Below are 13852 nucleotides of genomic sequence, written 5' to 3'. Positions count from 1 at the left end.
GAGACGGCGGTCGAGGTACTCGTCGAGTACGTTGACCAGGCCACGCCGATGCGCAAGACCGTGATCGACCGGACCCGGGCCAGGCTGATCGCCCGATACGGCGAAGGCGCGGTGACGATGCCCTCGAAGTCCAAGGCGTACGAGGCGCTGGCGCTGCTGGAGAAGCAGCATCCGACGTTCCGGTTGAGTGCGAAGCGGAACAGGGACATCGCCGGGCGGCCGAAGGAGGCTTACGGCAGGCTGCGTGCGACCCGGCCGGGTGAGTACGTGCTGATGGACACCACCCGGCTGGACGTGTTCGCGCTGGACCCGCTGACGCTGCGGTGGGTGAACTGCGAGCTGACGGTTGCGATGTGTTGGTACACCCGCTGCATCGTCGGGATGCGCCTGACACCGGTCTCCACCAAGGCGGTGGACGCGGCCGCGGTCCTCTACCAGGCATACCGGCCGCTGCCGGTGCTGCCGAGCTGGCCGGCCGAGGCGGTCTGGCCCGAGCACGGGATCCCGCGGTCGGTGCTGATCGACCCGCACGTGATCGAGGGGCCGATCGCCCGGGCTGCCGGGCCCGCGTTGGCACCGGAGACGATCGTCATCGACCACGGCAAGATCTACGTCTCCGATCACCTGACCAGCGTCTGCGCGCGGATGGGGATCTCCATGCAGCCGGTCCGGCTTCGCACGGGCCGGGACAAGGGTCCGATCGAAAGGTTCTTCCGGACCCTGCGCCAGGACCTGCTCTACGGCTTGCCCGGCTACACCCCTGACATCTTCTCCCGCGGGGTGGACCCGGAGGGCGAGGCGTTCTTCTTCCTCGACGAGCTCGCCGACAAGATCCGGCAGTGGACCGCGGCGGTCTACCACCACAAGCCGCACCGCAGTCTGGTGGAGCCGGGGGTCCCCGGGCTGCGGATGACCCCGGCGCAGATGTTCGCCCACGGCATGGCCAGGGCCGGCTATATCGAGGTCCCGCGGGATCCGCATCTGGGCCTGGAGTTCCTGGAGACGTCCTGGCGGACGATTCAGCCCTACGGGGTGGAGATCGAGGGGTGCCGCTACGACGGCCCAGGGCTGCCCAAGGACGGGCGGCCGAGCCCCTACCCGAACGGGCTGTGGCCGTTCCAGGTCAACCCGGACGACATTACCCGCGCCTACTTCCGGGACCAGGACCGGCGCTGGCGCGTCCTGCACTGGGAGCACGCCCCGGTCCTGAACATGCCGATGAGCAGGGACGCGCTGCGCTACGGACGCAGACTCGCTGCCAAGCAGTACCGGCACCCCAACGACCGCCTGGTGACGGCCGACTTGTTCGAGCGGTGGAACCTGGGCTTCGCCCAGACGCTGACCGAGCGGCGGATGGCGTTGCGCATGGCCCGCGAGCAGGCGGCGTTCGTGATCGATATCGAGGACGACGAGCCCGTGGCCGAGGATCCAGCACCGCCCGTGCAGGAGGGCGGCGACGACGACGCGGCCGACTTCGAGGACTTCGACGGCAACACGGACCTTGACGAGGACGCCTTCTACGCCGACGCCCTGGAGGACCTGTGAGCCCTCGCGGCCGGACAGCGGCCGCGTCCGAGGACCCGCAGTGGCGCAAGCTGCCCCTGGACAACCTCACCCTGACGAAGAAGGAAGGCTTCGGGTCCTTCGCCGAGGCCCCCGCTGCGGCGCGTCCGGAGGCCCACACCCGCGCCCAGCTGAAGGGCCTGGGAGAGCAGGCTCTGGCCTGCTACAACGACGACCGCAACCGCTGGCACGCGAACATGAAACCCGTCAGGACCAAGGAAGTCGATCTGCTCCACGAGCACCTCAACGAGATCTTCAACGCCAGCCTCCGGCAGGGCAGCCAGCAGGCGAAGAGCGCCGCCGCGATCGACGCGTTCCCCGGCCTGGGCAAGACGACGGCCGCTCTGGCGTTCGCCAGGGACGTCCACAACAGGCTGATCGCCAAGGACGGACGGTTCACCGCGGCTGGCCACGAACGGTGGCCGGTCTGCCGGGTGGGGATGACCGGCGACACCAGGATGAAGGACTTCAACTGGGCTCTGCTGGAGTTCTTCGCCCACGCCGGCCGCAACAGTGGCACCGCCAACATGTTCGCCTACCAGGCGCTGGACTGTGTGACCTCGTGCGAGACGAAGCTGATCATCGTCGACGATCTCCAGTTCCTGCAGTTCCAGAGCAAGTCCGGGACGGAGCTGAGCAACCACTTCAAGTTCATCGCGAACGAGTTCCCGGTGATGCTGCTGTTCATCGGCCACGATCTGAGAGGCAAGGGGCTCTACCTGGACCCTCAGCTCGAACGGCGAGTCACCCCGCTGGGGCTGGAGCCGTTCCGAATCGAGGACGAACAGGGGCGCCTCCAGTGGCGGAGCCTGCTACTGGCTCTGGAACAACGCCTGGTGCTGGCCGAGAAGTACCCCGGGATGCTGGCCGACGACCTGGCCGACGACCTGTTCGCGCGCACCACCGGCCACATCGGCTCTCTGATGACCCTGCTCATGCGGGCCTGCGAGCGGGCGATCCGCACGGGCGAGGAACGGGTGACCCGCGAGCTCCTGTCCCGGATCAGGCTGGACGCGGCCGCCGAGAGACTGCGCGCGGAATGGGAGGTGGCCTTGCAGTCCGGCACGAAGACCAGCAGGCCCGCCCGCGTGAAGGGCGGTGCGGCAAAGTGACGTCCGTGGTGCGGACTCTGCCGATCCGGCTGGCTCCACTGCCCGGTGAAGCGCTCGATTCCTGGCTGGCGGCGCTGGCCCACCGCAGCGCGGTCGATCTGCGCGGCATCCTCACCGCCGCCGGCCCGTCCCTCTCCAGCGGCAGCGGCCTTGCCCCGGACTACACCACCTGCCTCACGGACGATGAAGCCGAGCGACTGTCCTGGGCCACCGGCGTTCCCACCCGCCGACTCCACGCGATGACTCTGCGTCAATACGACGGCCGCGCTCTCGCGCTGATGACTCAGCGTCGGCTCGTGCAACGCTTCACGCTCTGGGGGCGAAGCATCGGGTCGCGATACTGCCCGCAGTGCCTGGCCGAGCAAGGCGGGCGCTGGCCTCTCCGCTGGCGCCTCACCTGGTCGATGGCCTGCACCCGCCACCGAGTCCTCCTCGCACACACCTGCGTGGCCTGCGGAGCCCGGCCACACAGCCGCAGCCCGCTCGCCTCCCGCATCCATCCCCAGAGGTGCTCGGCCCGAAAGCTGAACGACGACTCTGACCCGGGAGCGTCAGGAGTCTTCTGCGGAGCCGACCTCGCCGAGGCCCCTGCTCTCGCCCTCACCCCCGACAACCCCGTTCTCGCGGCCCAGGCATGGATCGACGACCTGCTGACCCAGGCCGAAAGCGAAGCTGGCAGCGACCGCCTGCGCAGCATCTTCGGCGACCTGGCCGTGGTCGCCTCGCGCCTGCTCCTGCGGGCCGAGCCGGGTGACTTCCAGCTCTACGGGCAGAAGATCGACCAAGCCCGCGTGGCCTACGGCAATGACTGGCGCTACGCGCCCGTCGACGCAGCCGTCCTGGCCGGACCTCTCACCCGCGCCGTCGAGATCGTTCGCGACTACTCCAGCGACGCCAGCCTCACAGCCGCCCGCATGCTTGCCGACCGCGACGCCGCAGCGACCAACAAGCCCACCATCGACCGCGTCCGCGGACGAACACGGATCGGCTCAAGCAGCCTGGAGGGGCTGTTCTGGCGAGGAGTCGACCACCGACTCGACACAAGAGTGCGGCTTCGCTATCGCACCTGCCCCACCCAGCCCCGCATCCCGATCCCCGCCGATCCCGCGATCGAGACGCGGGCACGCTCCCTCCCTCAACTGCTCTGGCGGGACTGGACCCTGGCCATCTTCCCACCCTCACCCACCGCTTCCGGAAGACATCCCGAACACCGCCACTACCGCGCCGCACTCTCCAGCGCCGTGTTGCTTCCAGGCTGGTGGCTAGGCCGGAGCGCTCCACTGATCGCCATGCTCCACGGACAGCGCCGAGTGCCGATCGCCCGCCTCCTGGCCAAGCTCCCTGACACCGACGCGCTCACAGCAATATGCCTGCTCGCCGACTACCTCGACCGGACGCCGGCCCCGATCGACTACCGGCGACGCCGAACCCTGACCGGAGCCGGCCTCCTCCCGGAAGACGCCTGGTCCGACATCCGCCACCGAAGCGGCACGCCCCCCGACGAACGCTACCGGCTGCCACAAGTTCGCCGATTCCTGCTGCAACGCATCACCGGCTCCGATCCGTACGCCGTTCCCGGGCCCCTGCGGCTACCTAACGGAGCACGTGAACCGATGCTCATCCTGACCACGGCCCTGCTGACCGCACTCGACGACCACGCTACGAACTACCTCGCGGCCCGCGGCATCAACGAGCCCGTCACCTGGTCACCACCGCTGGCTCTGGTCAGCCACCTCGACCTCCCAGGCCGAAGGACGAGCGACCTGGACACCGTCCTCGCCGCCGACCTGGTGCGGAGCCGGCAGATGTCCCCGGCCGCAGCCGCACGAGAGCTCGGCACCACCGTGGAACACCTCAGGTTCGCCTTCGAGACTTGCCCCGAACTATGCACCTCGCCGCTACTGAACTTGAATTCGTGATGTCGGTTTGCGGGTGGTCAGCCGTCCAAGATCAGGCCGGTGGCGGCGAGGCATCCGTCGACCAGGCAGGTCGGTACTGGATCTGCTTCAAGCCCCTTGACGGCTCGGGCGAGCTGGTCGAGGTTGGCAGCGGCGAGGTTGCCGATGGTGCGCTTGGCCAGGGCTGCCGACAGCATCTGCCGGTTGTCAGGCGAACGGCACCGAACTCCACCCAATCAAGTTGACCCACATGTCACTCCCCACGGCGGCGCTTGTAGTACGCGTACGTCAGAGCCAGGAGAAGCGGGCCCCACAGGCTCAGCGGGAGAGTGGCCACTGCCGCGAGGGCCTTCCACCAGCCATTGGAGTACTCGACGAGAGGGATCCCGCCGACGTGGAGAAGAGCGAGCGGCAGCGGGTCCCACAGCGCGATCAGCCCCAAAGCGCCCAAGGTGGCCGGGATGATCGCTGCGAGCGGTGGAACACGTCGGCCGCCGATGATCGGGATCCAGGAAGGAACCACTTCGCCCCATCGGGCCACCAGACCGAAGGAGAGGTAGGCGAGGCCCTCGGAGAGAAGGCTGAGCCCGAAGACGTAGAGGATCACCCACCAGTGCCACGTCTTGTGGACTGCGTAGACCTGGCCCATCTCGTAGTCGAATGCGAACGGCAGGCGCCAGAGGCATGCTGGCAGGATGACCAGGGGTATGACCTGGGCGGTGCGGATGGCCCACCTGGGGACCGGCCGCGCGGTGTCACCGACCGCCGGGGAATGATGAAACATCTTGAATCGCATGCTCCGATCTTCCTTGCCCAGCCTGCGCTGGGGATCGGCCTGAAGCAGTGTCTGATGATCACCCATGCGAGGGGGCATCGAGTCCTTCGCCGGGAGGACGGCCGCGACTCCGGGCAGGTTTCGCTGAAAGGGATGGCCCGCTACTGAAATTGAATGTGTGTCGGGTCTGATCGTGGTCAGCCGTCCATGATCAGACCGGCCTGAGCGAGGCAGCCGTCGATCAGGTGCGGGCGGTACTGGATCTTCTTGAGACGTCGCTTGACGGTCTTGGCCAGGTGGTCGATGTTGGCGACGGCAAGGTTGCCGATGCCTCGCTTGACCAGCGACCAAATGCCTTCCTGCGGATTGAGATCCGGTGCGTACGACGGAAGTTGGAAGACGGTCAGCCAGTCCTCATTAGCGGCGATGAACTCCTCCATCGGCGGCATCCAGTGGGTGGAGAGGTTGTCCCAGACCAGCACGATCGGGCCGCCGAGCTGGATGCGGGCCCGCAGAATCAGGTCCCGGTAATCCTTCCACGTAAAGCCCTTGGGTTCACCCTTGCGTCCCCGGTGGACACGAACCATCGGCTCGATCCACACCGGCGCGGTGCGGGCCTACGACGTGATCCGGATGCTGTCGCGCGACGGCCGGCCCACCCCGCTGGCCGACGCGATCGCGCACTACGGGCGGATCTCGAAGTCGCTGCACATCCTGCGGCTGGCCGACGAGCCCGGCTACCGGCGGCAGATCAAGACGCAGGCCAACCTGCAGGAGGGGCGCCATGCGCTCGCCCGGAAGATCTTCCACGGCCGGGCCGGCCAGCTTTACCAGAACTACCACGACGGGATGGAGGACCAGATCGGCGCGCTCGGCCTGGTCCTCAACGCCCTGGTGCTGTTCAACACCCGCTACATGGACGCCGCAGTCACCCAGCTCCGCAGCGATGGCCTCGACGTCCGCGACGAGGATGTCGCCCGGCTCTCCCCGTTCGTACGCCACCACATCAACATGCTGGGCCGCTACGCGTTCCAGTTGCCCGAGCTGCCTGGTGGGCTGCGTCCCTTGCGGGATCCGGACACCGTCGATGAGGGATGAGCGCTGTCAGAGGGTATTTGGAGCCCATTGGCGGGCATCCGCTCGACGTTCCGCTCTCTACGCGGTGTGCTCGCGAATGATTTCGCCGATCTGCTGGGGAAGTCCAGGAGAGAACAGTGTGTGCCCCACGCCGGGAATCGGCTGGAATCGGGAATGAGGGATTTCCTCGGCGAGGGCACGGCCATGCGGTAGCGGGCGCAGGGGATCTTCCGTGCCGTGCATGACCAGTGTCGGGGCCTTGATCGAGGACAGCGGTGCGAGGCGGTCTTCGGTCATGTGACGTCCTGCCAGATCGTGGTTGAGGGACGCGCTGTGGTTACTGGTCCGGTCGAAGGAGGCTTCCACGAAGCGGCGAGCGGCAGGCTCGTCGAAGGGAAGGATGTCGCCGTTGAGCACTCGCCACGTCTCCAGGTTCGCTATGACGTACTCGTCGCGAGTCCCCTGCGGGAGAGCGGCGCGTTGCCCGAGGTGCGCCAGGAAGCGTGCTGTGGGTGGCGGTAGGTCGCTGGGGTCGGGTGCCTGGCCGGCCATGGCGCGTGCCCAGGCCGGGCCCGCGCTGTGGCCCATCGGGCCGGTCATCACCGCTGTCAGAGTCAGTACGCGTTCAGGGCGGTGCACGGCCAGCCACTGGCCGATCGTGCCGCCCAGGGACGCCCCGACGATGTGCGCTGCGGCTACTCCGTGGCCGTCGAGCACGGCCGTCGCGTCGGCGGCCATGTCTGCCAGCGTGTAGGGGTGGGTGGCGAAGTCCACGCAGGCGGACCGGCCGGTGTCCCGGTGGTCGTAGCGGATGACCTGGCGACCGCTGGCTGCCAGCACATCCACCAGCTCGTCCGGCCATCCGATGCCTGGTGCGGCGGTCCCCATCACCAGCAGGACCGCCGGGTCGTTTGAGTTGCCGAGCCGTTCGGTCCACAGCTGCAATTCACCAGAGTCGACAATTAATTCAGCACTTGCAGTCATGGGCGCCAACATAGCGAACAAGGCGCCACTTTTCCATATCCCAAGCGGATATGACTTTCCATCGCTATTCTGGTAAAATACAGAATAGTTCGCGAGGCTCCGGATGAACTGGACTGGCTTCTACCTCTTGCTATCGCCCGGGGCGAGCAAGCTGGTGACCTCGGCGATCGCCTCCGGGGAGGGCTTGAAGTAGCGACGGACGTTCTCCGTCTTCTTGTGCCGGGACTTCGCCATCAGCATCAGCAGGCTCGCGCCGGCCTCACCGAGGTGGGGCAGGGAGGAGTGCCGCCACTCATGCAGGTCCCAGCCACTGCCCGGCCCGCCGAGCGCGGTGTGCTCGTCCAACAGCGCGCGGGCCTGTCCGTAGGAGAGGCGGGCGAGCCCGGTATCCGGGCAGACGTCGCGCGGGCCGACGACCTTCCCGGGGCCAGGGCGGCGATGGGTGACGAACACCGGTCCGCGGGTACGGCCCCTGAGGAGGCGAGGTAGTAGCCGGGCGGTGCCGGCATCCCAGTACACCGTCTCCAGCACGAAGTCCTCACGCGCCTGGCCCCGGCGGCGGGCCTTGGGCTGAGCGCCCTTCGCCTTCACCCGGCAGCGCCGGCCAGCCAGATCCAGATCCTCGATGTTGACACCCAGGACCTCCTCCGCCCGGGCGCACGTCTCGTAGAGCATCCGCCACAGCGACTTCTCCCGCAGGTGCACATCGCGGCGGGCGATCAGCCGGTCGATCGCCATCTTCGAGCGCACCGGGGTCTCCGAGTTCGGCGCCGCCAGCCGCCTTGCCCACACCGGCACTCTCGGCCCGTCGTAGCCGCGTTCGGCACACCAGCTCGTCCAGGACAGGACCGCGCCGCGGCGGGCGTTCCAGGTGTTCACCGCCGAGCTGCCCCACAGCAGCTCCAGCGCCTCCCCGAGCTCGTCGTCCGCCACCGAGTCGAACGGCCTGCCCTCGCCGATCCGCTCGGCGGTCTTTCCGACGGCGATGCCGTAGTTCCTGACGGTGTTCGGGTTGCCGAGCGAGTCGAGGAACAGGTCGGCCGCCGTCCGGACGGTCACCGCCTTCCCGGTCGGGAGCAGAACGACGGCGGGCACGGCATCCCCCTTGCCACAGATAACAGGGCCGCTTCACGCAGCGTGCGAAAGACGCCGCCGCAGGTCGCGCTCAGTGATATCGCAGATAATAGGGCGTTATCTGTGGGAAGACTTCACCGCCGTCCCGAAGCCAACGACTCGCCAGCGGCCCACCAGTGGCGATCCGGCCTTAGCGCACGATCTGGCACGGATGTTCCTCAAGCCCCAGCTCGCCGAGCTCAAGCAGCGGCACCGCGACGAGGTCCAGGCTCTGCGGCAGGCTCTCGAAGCCGCCCAGAGCGAGAACCTCGAACTGCGACGTCGCCTCGGCCCTCGGCACGCCGCCCGTCCCGAGACCTCCTGACGGCGATCCTTTGCGGAGGTCTGGCTTCAGCGGGGCGCCGCAGCCGCAGTGCCCCAGGCCCGCTCGATCTCGACGGCCGGAAACGGCGTCCGCTTGCTCTCCGTGAGCAGGCGACGGCGGAATTCGCCCATGACGACAGCAGTGCGGGCATGCCGGTCGATGATCGCGGCGATCTCGCGCGGGACGCCATCGGGCTGCCGGCCAGTGATCCACTCGCGCAGGAAGGCCTCGTGTTCCGTGCCGCCGCGCAGACCTTCGGGCAGGTGGTGGCGGAGCAGATGGCTCGCGGTGTGGGAGCGGTCGTACGCGAGATGGTTCGACAGGAACTCCGCCTCGGCGGCTGACAGTTCGAAGCCGGAACTCAGGGCGAGTCCGAAGTCAGCGAAGTAGAGCAGTCGACCGTCGGTCAGGACATTGGCGAAGTGGGCGTCGAAGTGGACGAGTCCGTGCGCGCTCATGAAGGCGGTCCCGCGCGCCAAGGCCTCCTCTACCCATGGGTACGGGCAGGCCTCCCCGCCCTCCGGTGCGGCGGTCGGGTGGTCGTGCAGCCAGTCGGCGAGTGTCTGCGGGATGTGTTCCAGGAAGAGCACCAGGCTGGACGAGGACCGGCTGATGGCCTCCAACCGGTCGCGCACGGCCGATGAGCCTTCCCAATGCGCAACTGCCCCGTCGATGCCTCCAAAGTCGTCGGCGAACCCCTCAGGAGGGGAGTCGGGCAGGATGCGCCAGTGGTACATCAGCGGAAAGCCCTCGTACTCGTTCCCGAGAACCCAGTTGGTGGTCATCACGTGCACGGCCAGCTCGCGCCAGGCTCCGAACCCGGCCGAGCCCACTCCGTACTGGTAGAACATCGGCAGCCCGAAGAGGTTCGCCGTCGACCGCGCGTTCTCCGGCCGCAACTCGATGTCCGTCAAGGGCACCCGCTTGACGAAGACCCGCGTCCCGTCGATGTCCAGCTCGGCCGACCTGCCACCGATGCCGGACCCTAGCGGGGCGGCTGCGGCCACGACGTCGCCGAGTCGGCGGTCGCTCAGCAGGGACAGGCGTGTGGCGACGGTTCCGTAAGTGGCGAGGCGTGCGGCATAGCGCGGGTCTGGGTGGTGCATCGACGGCTCCTCAGTACCCCGAACCAGGGCGTCGGTGATCTCACGAACGTGATCGACCCTATCGGCCGAGACGGTCCTGCATGCCCTCAAAGCCACCCGGAAAGAAGCTCCGACGCCGCATCGACCCTGGCACACCGCCCGCCACGAGACCTCCTGACACCGATCTCTTACGGACGCGACCGCAAGCGTTCTACCTGCGCGAACACCAGCCGCTCACCCGTTTGCCCCGGATACGCTGTGGAACAGCCTCTACCTCGACCGCGCCGCCAAGCAGCTGGCCGCCGACGGCTTCCCCGTCACCGACGACCTGCTGGCCCGGCTGTCCCCGTTGCAGTTCGGCCACATCAACTTCCTCGGGCGCTACGCGTTCTTCCGCCCGCAGGAGGCCGGACGACGGCCGCTGCGCGAACCGTCGTCCGATGAGAAAGTCGGCGGCGACGCCTAGTTAGCAACCTCGTCCGCGACGCGGAGTGCCAGCACTGATGGGTGGTGGAGCGAGATCCGAACTGATGCGAGGCGAGTGGCCGTTGCCGTGGGCTCGCCCGTTCCGGTGTTGCGGGCGAAGCGCGGGTGGGCTCCACCGCTGATCTGCAGTCGGATCCGGTGTCCGGCGGGAAATCGGTAGGCGGTGGAGCTCATGGCCACGGTCAGGGTGGCCGAGGTCTCATCGTCGGCTTGGAGCCGTCGCAGGCCGTCGCAAACGTTGGTAGAGCGGTTCTGGGGATCGACGTCGCAGAGCCGGGCGAACACGTCGGCGTGGCCGGTGTCCGTACTGACCCGCAGGACCGCGCTCACTGGTCCGAGGATGGTGACCGGCTCGGAGAGCGGCGCCGTGGTGAAGGTCAGTACGTCCTTCCGCGCCTCCAACGGGCGGTTGTCTGCCTGTGCGGCCTTCCCGCCGGCCAGGGCACCGCCGAGGGAGGGGGTCGGGTCGGCCGGGTCGTAGAGGAAGGACAGCGGCTCGGTTGTGTCCTCGGGCGCTCGGTCGGTGAGGGCACCGTCGGTGTCGATGTACCAGCGTCGGCTCCGGAGGACCGGCGGCCAGTCGGGCAGATCTTGCCAGGTTCCTCGGCCTCCGACGTGGACGCGAACCCTGGTCGGCCGCAGGGCGGACGGGTCGTCGCACAGGTGGGCCCGCAGCCAGGCGAGGCTCTCGGTGAAGACCTCGGGCCAGCCCTGCTGGAGCGCCGACTGATGCGACCAGGGGCCGACGAGCAGGGACGTCTCGCAGCCCGCCCGCCGCAGTCGGTCGTACTGCTGCAAGGTCTGGTCGAGATTTACGTCGTGCCAGCCGCCTATCAGGGCGGTCGGCACCCTCAGGCCGTCGGCGGCGGACCCCACGTCCGCGCCGTCCCAGTGGACATCCCCGGGATCGGGGTGCGCCATGGCCTCGTCGAGGAACGGCACCGGGCCGCCCAGGGCGGGCCGGTATGCCTCGGCGAGGGGGAGGCCGACGGCAGCCCTTCGCAGATGGCGCTGCAGTCGGAGGCTCGCCCGAAGGAAGCGCAGTACGCCCCGGTGCTGTGTGGTGAGGCCCATGGCGACGACGAGCGCGTTCTCTAGAGAGAACGCGCCTCCAGGGTGGAAGAAGCCGTGCGGATCGTGCATGCCGATCTGGATCACCATCGCACGCAGTTCCGGAGGCGGATCCATGGCGAGCGCCCACTGGACGTAACCGAGATAGCTGGGGCCGATGGTCCCCAGGGCACCCGAGAACCACGGCTGCTGGCGCAGCCAGGCGACAGTGGCCTGGCCGTCGGCGGCCTCGTTGCGCCAGAGGTGGAAGTCGCCGCCGGAGCCGCCGGTGCCGCGGCAGCTCTGGAGGACGACGTGGAAGCCCTGCTCGGCGAGGAGCACGCCGTACATCGGTGCCCAGGGGAATCCCCGGCCGTACGGCGAGCGCACCAGCAGTGTGGGGAAGTCCCCTTCGTCCAGTGGGAAGTAGTGGTCGGTCAGCAGCGGACTGCCGTCGGCTGCGGGTACGACGAGGCCGGGTTCGTAGGCGATGTCATGCAGTTTGGGAGGCAACCCCCGCATGGACCGTCGCATGGCCCTGGTGCTCAGGGGTGGCTTCATCGCGGGTGGGCGGCGCGTGGGCATCGTTGCGGTGCCTCGTTTCTGGGATGGGGCGGCAAGTTCCCGTACAATGTACGAGAATAGCTCATGCTTGGATTGCCCGTCAGGACGAGGGAGGTGCCACCATGGCCCGCGCAGAATCGGCAGCATCATCAGGCAGCGGTGCCCAGGTGGATCCGGAGGCGCTCTGGTTGGCGGCCGAACGCCCGCGACGGGGCAGGCCGCCCGCTCACAGCCGCGCCGAGATCACCGCGGCCGCCGTTGCCATCGCCGACGCTGAAGGGCTCGCCGCCGTCACGATGCGCGCGATCGCGGCCCGGCTCGGCACCGGGACCATGTCCCTGTACAGCTACGTCCCCAACAAGGAGACGCTGCTGGAGCTGATGATCGACGAAGTGAGCGGTGACCACCGGTTGCCGGTCGAACCCTCCGGCGACTGGCACTCAGACCTGCGGCGCATCGCCCATGAGCAACGCGCCATCATGCGGCGTCACCCGTGGCTTCCCGCCGCACTCCCGGCCCGGCAGACCCTCGGCCCGAACACCCTCGCCGTCCTGGACCACGCACTCGCCGTGCTGGCCCCCACCGGCTTGGACGCCCAGGCACGACTGGAGACCTTCAGCCTCCTCACCGGGTTCGTGGCCAGCCACATGTCGTACGAACTTGCCCAGGAGCGCGCGATCGAAGGCGCAGGGCGGGCCCCGGGCGAAATCCTCGACTCCCAGGCTCGCTACCTCCGCTCCGCCGTCGCCAACGGCAACTATGCCCATCTGGCCCAGGCCCTGACCGCACCAGGTGGCAACCAGAACCCCCAAGCGGTTTTCGATCGCCTCCTCGACCGCGTGATCAACGGGATCGCACCGGGATCCTGACGAGTTGATCAGCGCGCCGATCGTTCAACAAACCATCGTCTATTGAAGATCGCCCGGCGGACCGTCAGAGCACTGCCAGGGCCTTCAAAAACCCCTTCAACAACCCGGGTTGTTCAACAACCCCGGACCACCCTTTTCTGAGAGGATCCGGGACGTGAACGACACTGCGCCCGACGCCTTCGACCTCCTGGTCGCCGAACCCGCCCACCGGACCGAGATCAAGATCGGGTACGCGCGGGTGTCCACCGGCGCGCAGAACCTGGAACGCCAGATCGACGCCCTCACCACCGCCGGGTGCCGGCGCATCTTCGCCGACAAGAAGTCCGGGAAGAGCGCCCTGCGACCCGAGCTCCAGGCGTGCCACGCCTTCCTCGCCGTCGGCGACACCCTGGTCGTCCCCAGCCTCGACCGCTACGGCCGCTCCCTGCAGGACCTGATCACCATGGTCGGCGACCTGCGCAAGCGCGAGATCGGCTTCACCTCGCTCCACGAGAACCTCGACACCACCACCCCCGGCGGCCGGCTCGTCTTCCACGTCTTCGCCGCTCTCGCGGAGTTCATCCGCGAGCTCATCGTCATCGGCACCAACGAGGGCCTGGCCGCCGCCCGCGCCCGCGGCCGGGTAGGCGGGCGCCCCACCGTCGCCACCCCCGAAATCATCCGATCCGCCCGCGACATGCTCCCCAACCCCGAGAACTCGATCACCTCGATCGCCAAGCTCCTCGGCGTTAGCCCCGGCACCCTCTACAACCACATCCCCGACCTGCAGGAGCTCCGCTCCTCCGGCCACGTCCCACACCAGCTCACCAGCGGCTGACCGCTACCGCCAAAATCCGTTCCGATCCTCCCCAAGGGCCCTCTCAGCATCGGTCAAGCCGCCGCCCTGCGCGTATCTCACGCCCCAGGCCTACCGGACCTGCCCGACCCTCGTCAGGCAAACGGGACCGACAT

The 13852-nt window shown here is 68.2% G+C and carries 12 protein-coding genes and 3 pseudogenes; 8 read left to right on the top strand and 7 right to left on the bottom strand.

All coding sequences use genetic code 11. The features are described 5' to 3' along the window. The 3 genes from ACZ5ON_RS35010 to ACZ5ON_RS35000 form a co-directional block, all read left to right on the top strand. The coding region (locus tag ACZ5ON_RS35010) for a transposase family protein (protein WP_465601383.1) at positions 1–1545 on the top strand (1545 nt) is incomplete at its 5' end. Continuing rightward, positions 1542–2675 (top strand): TniB family NTP-binding protein, encoded by a 1134-nt coding sequence (locus ACZ5ON_RS35005; protein WP_396254068.1) that lies wholly within the window; start codon positions 1542–1544, stop codon positions 2673–2675. The genes ACZ5ON_RS35010 and ACZ5ON_RS35005, both read left to right, overlap by 4 nt. Positions 2676–2680: 5 nt before the next feature. Further along, positions 2681–4594, top strand: a complete 1914-nt coding sequence (locus tag ACZ5ON_RS35000) for a TniQ family protein (RefSeq protein ID WP_465601380.1) — start codon at positions 2681–2683, stop codon at positions 4592–4594. A 17-nt stretch (positions 4595–4611) separates the two neighbouring features. On the opposite strand, the pseudogene ACZ5ON_RS34995 reads toward ACZ5ON_RS35000, so the two are convergent. The 3 genes and pseudogenes from ACZ5ON_RS34995 to ACZ5ON_RS34985 all read right to left on the bottom strand — a co-directional run. Next, a pseudogene (locus ACZ5ON_RS34995) lies at positions 4612–4758 on the bottom strand (IS630 family transposase); the annotation flags it as partial. 68 nt (positions 4759–4826) lie between these two features. Beyond that, positions 4827–5369 carry a hypothetical protein gene (locus ACZ5ON_RS34990; protein ID WP_465601378.1) on the bottom strand — a complete coding sequence of 181 codons (543 nt, stop codon included), beginning with the start codon at positions 5367–5369 and terminating at the stop codon, positions 4827–4829. Between the two features lie 176 nt (positions 5370–5545). Next, positions 5546–5932: pseudogene (locus ACZ5ON_RS34985) on the bottom strand (transposase); the annotation flags it as partial. Between ACZ5ON_RS34985 and ACZ5ON_RS34980 the strand changes: the two are divergent. Then, positions 5925–6446, top strand: a pseudogene (locus tag ACZ5ON_RS34980) (Tn3 family transposase); the annotation flags it as partial. The pseudogenes ACZ5ON_RS34985 and ACZ5ON_RS34980 sit on opposite strands and share 8 nt — an antisense overlap. A gap of 57 nt (positions 6447–6503) precedes the next feature. Here ACZ5ON_RS34980 and ACZ5ON_RS34975 read toward each other — a convergent pair. Both ACZ5ON_RS34975 and ACZ5ON_RS34970 read right to left on the bottom strand, forming a co-directional pair. Then, positions 6504–7409 (bottom strand): alpha/beta fold hydrolase, encoded by a 906-nt coding sequence (locus ACZ5ON_RS34975; RefSeq protein ID WP_465601375.1) that lies wholly within the window; start codon positions 7407–7409, stop codon positions 6504–6506. A gap of 120 nt (positions 7410–7529) precedes the next feature. Beyond that, positions 7530–8504: a tyrosine-type recombinase/integrase gene (locus tag ACZ5ON_RS34970; protein WP_465601372.1), complete on the bottom strand. Its 975-nt coding sequence runs from the start codon at positions 8502–8504 to the stop codon at positions 7530–7532. 190 nt (positions 8505–8694) lie between these two features. On the opposite strand from ACZ5ON_RS34970, the gene ACZ5ON_RS34965 reads away from it, so the two are divergent. Next, positions 8695–8847: a hypothetical protein gene (locus tag ACZ5ON_RS34965; protein WP_465601369.1), complete on the top strand. Its 153-nt coding sequence runs from the start codon at positions 8695–8697 to the stop codon at positions 8845–8847. 26 nt (positions 8848–8873) lie between these two features. On the opposite strand, the gene ACZ5ON_RS34960 is transcribed toward ACZ5ON_RS34965, so the two are convergent. Further along, positions 8874–9953, bottom strand: coding sequence for a protein kinase family protein (locus ACZ5ON_RS34960; protein ID WP_465601367.1), 1080 nt, complete (start codon positions 9951–9953; stop codon positions 8874–8876). Between the two features lie 235 nt (positions 9954–10188). Here ACZ5ON_RS34960 and ACZ5ON_RS34955 point away from each other — a divergent pair, with 235 nt between their 5' ends. Continuing rightward, positions 10189–10398, top strand: a complete 210-nt coding sequence (locus ACZ5ON_RS34955) for a Tn3 family transposase (protein WP_465601386.1) — start codon at positions 10189–10191, stop codon at positions 10396–10398. On the opposite strand, the gene ACZ5ON_RS34950 is transcribed toward ACZ5ON_RS34955, so the two are convergent. Next, the gene (locus ACZ5ON_RS34950) at positions 10395–11990 is read right to left on the bottom strand and encodes a CocE/NonD family hydrolase (protein ID WP_465601364.1); all 1596 of its coding nucleotides are present in this window, start codon (positions 11988–11990) and stop codon (positions 10395–10397) included. The genes ACZ5ON_RS34955 and ACZ5ON_RS34950 overlap by 4 nt on opposite strands. A gap of 164 nt (positions 11991–12154) precedes the next feature. On the opposite strand from ACZ5ON_RS34950, the gene ACZ5ON_RS34945 reads away from it, so the two are divergent. Beyond that, on the top strand, positions 12155–12901 hold the full coding sequence (locus tag ACZ5ON_RS34945; RefSeq protein ID WP_465601361.1) for a TetR/AcrR family transcriptional regulator: 747 nt from the start codon (positions 12155–12157) through the stop codon (positions 12899–12901). Positions 12902–13055: 154 nt separating this feature from the next. Continuing rightward, positions 13056–13718: a recombinase family protein gene (locus ACZ5ON_RS34940; RefSeq protein WP_396254075.1), complete on the top strand. Its 663-nt coding sequence runs from the start codon at positions 13056–13058 to the stop codon at positions 13716–13718. The last annotated feature ends 134 nt before the right edge of the window (positions 13719–13852 follow it).

The organism is Kitasatospora sp. NPDC032150 (genome assembly GCF_055579945.1).
This window is presented reverse-complemented; position numbering and strand designations above follow the sequence as displayed.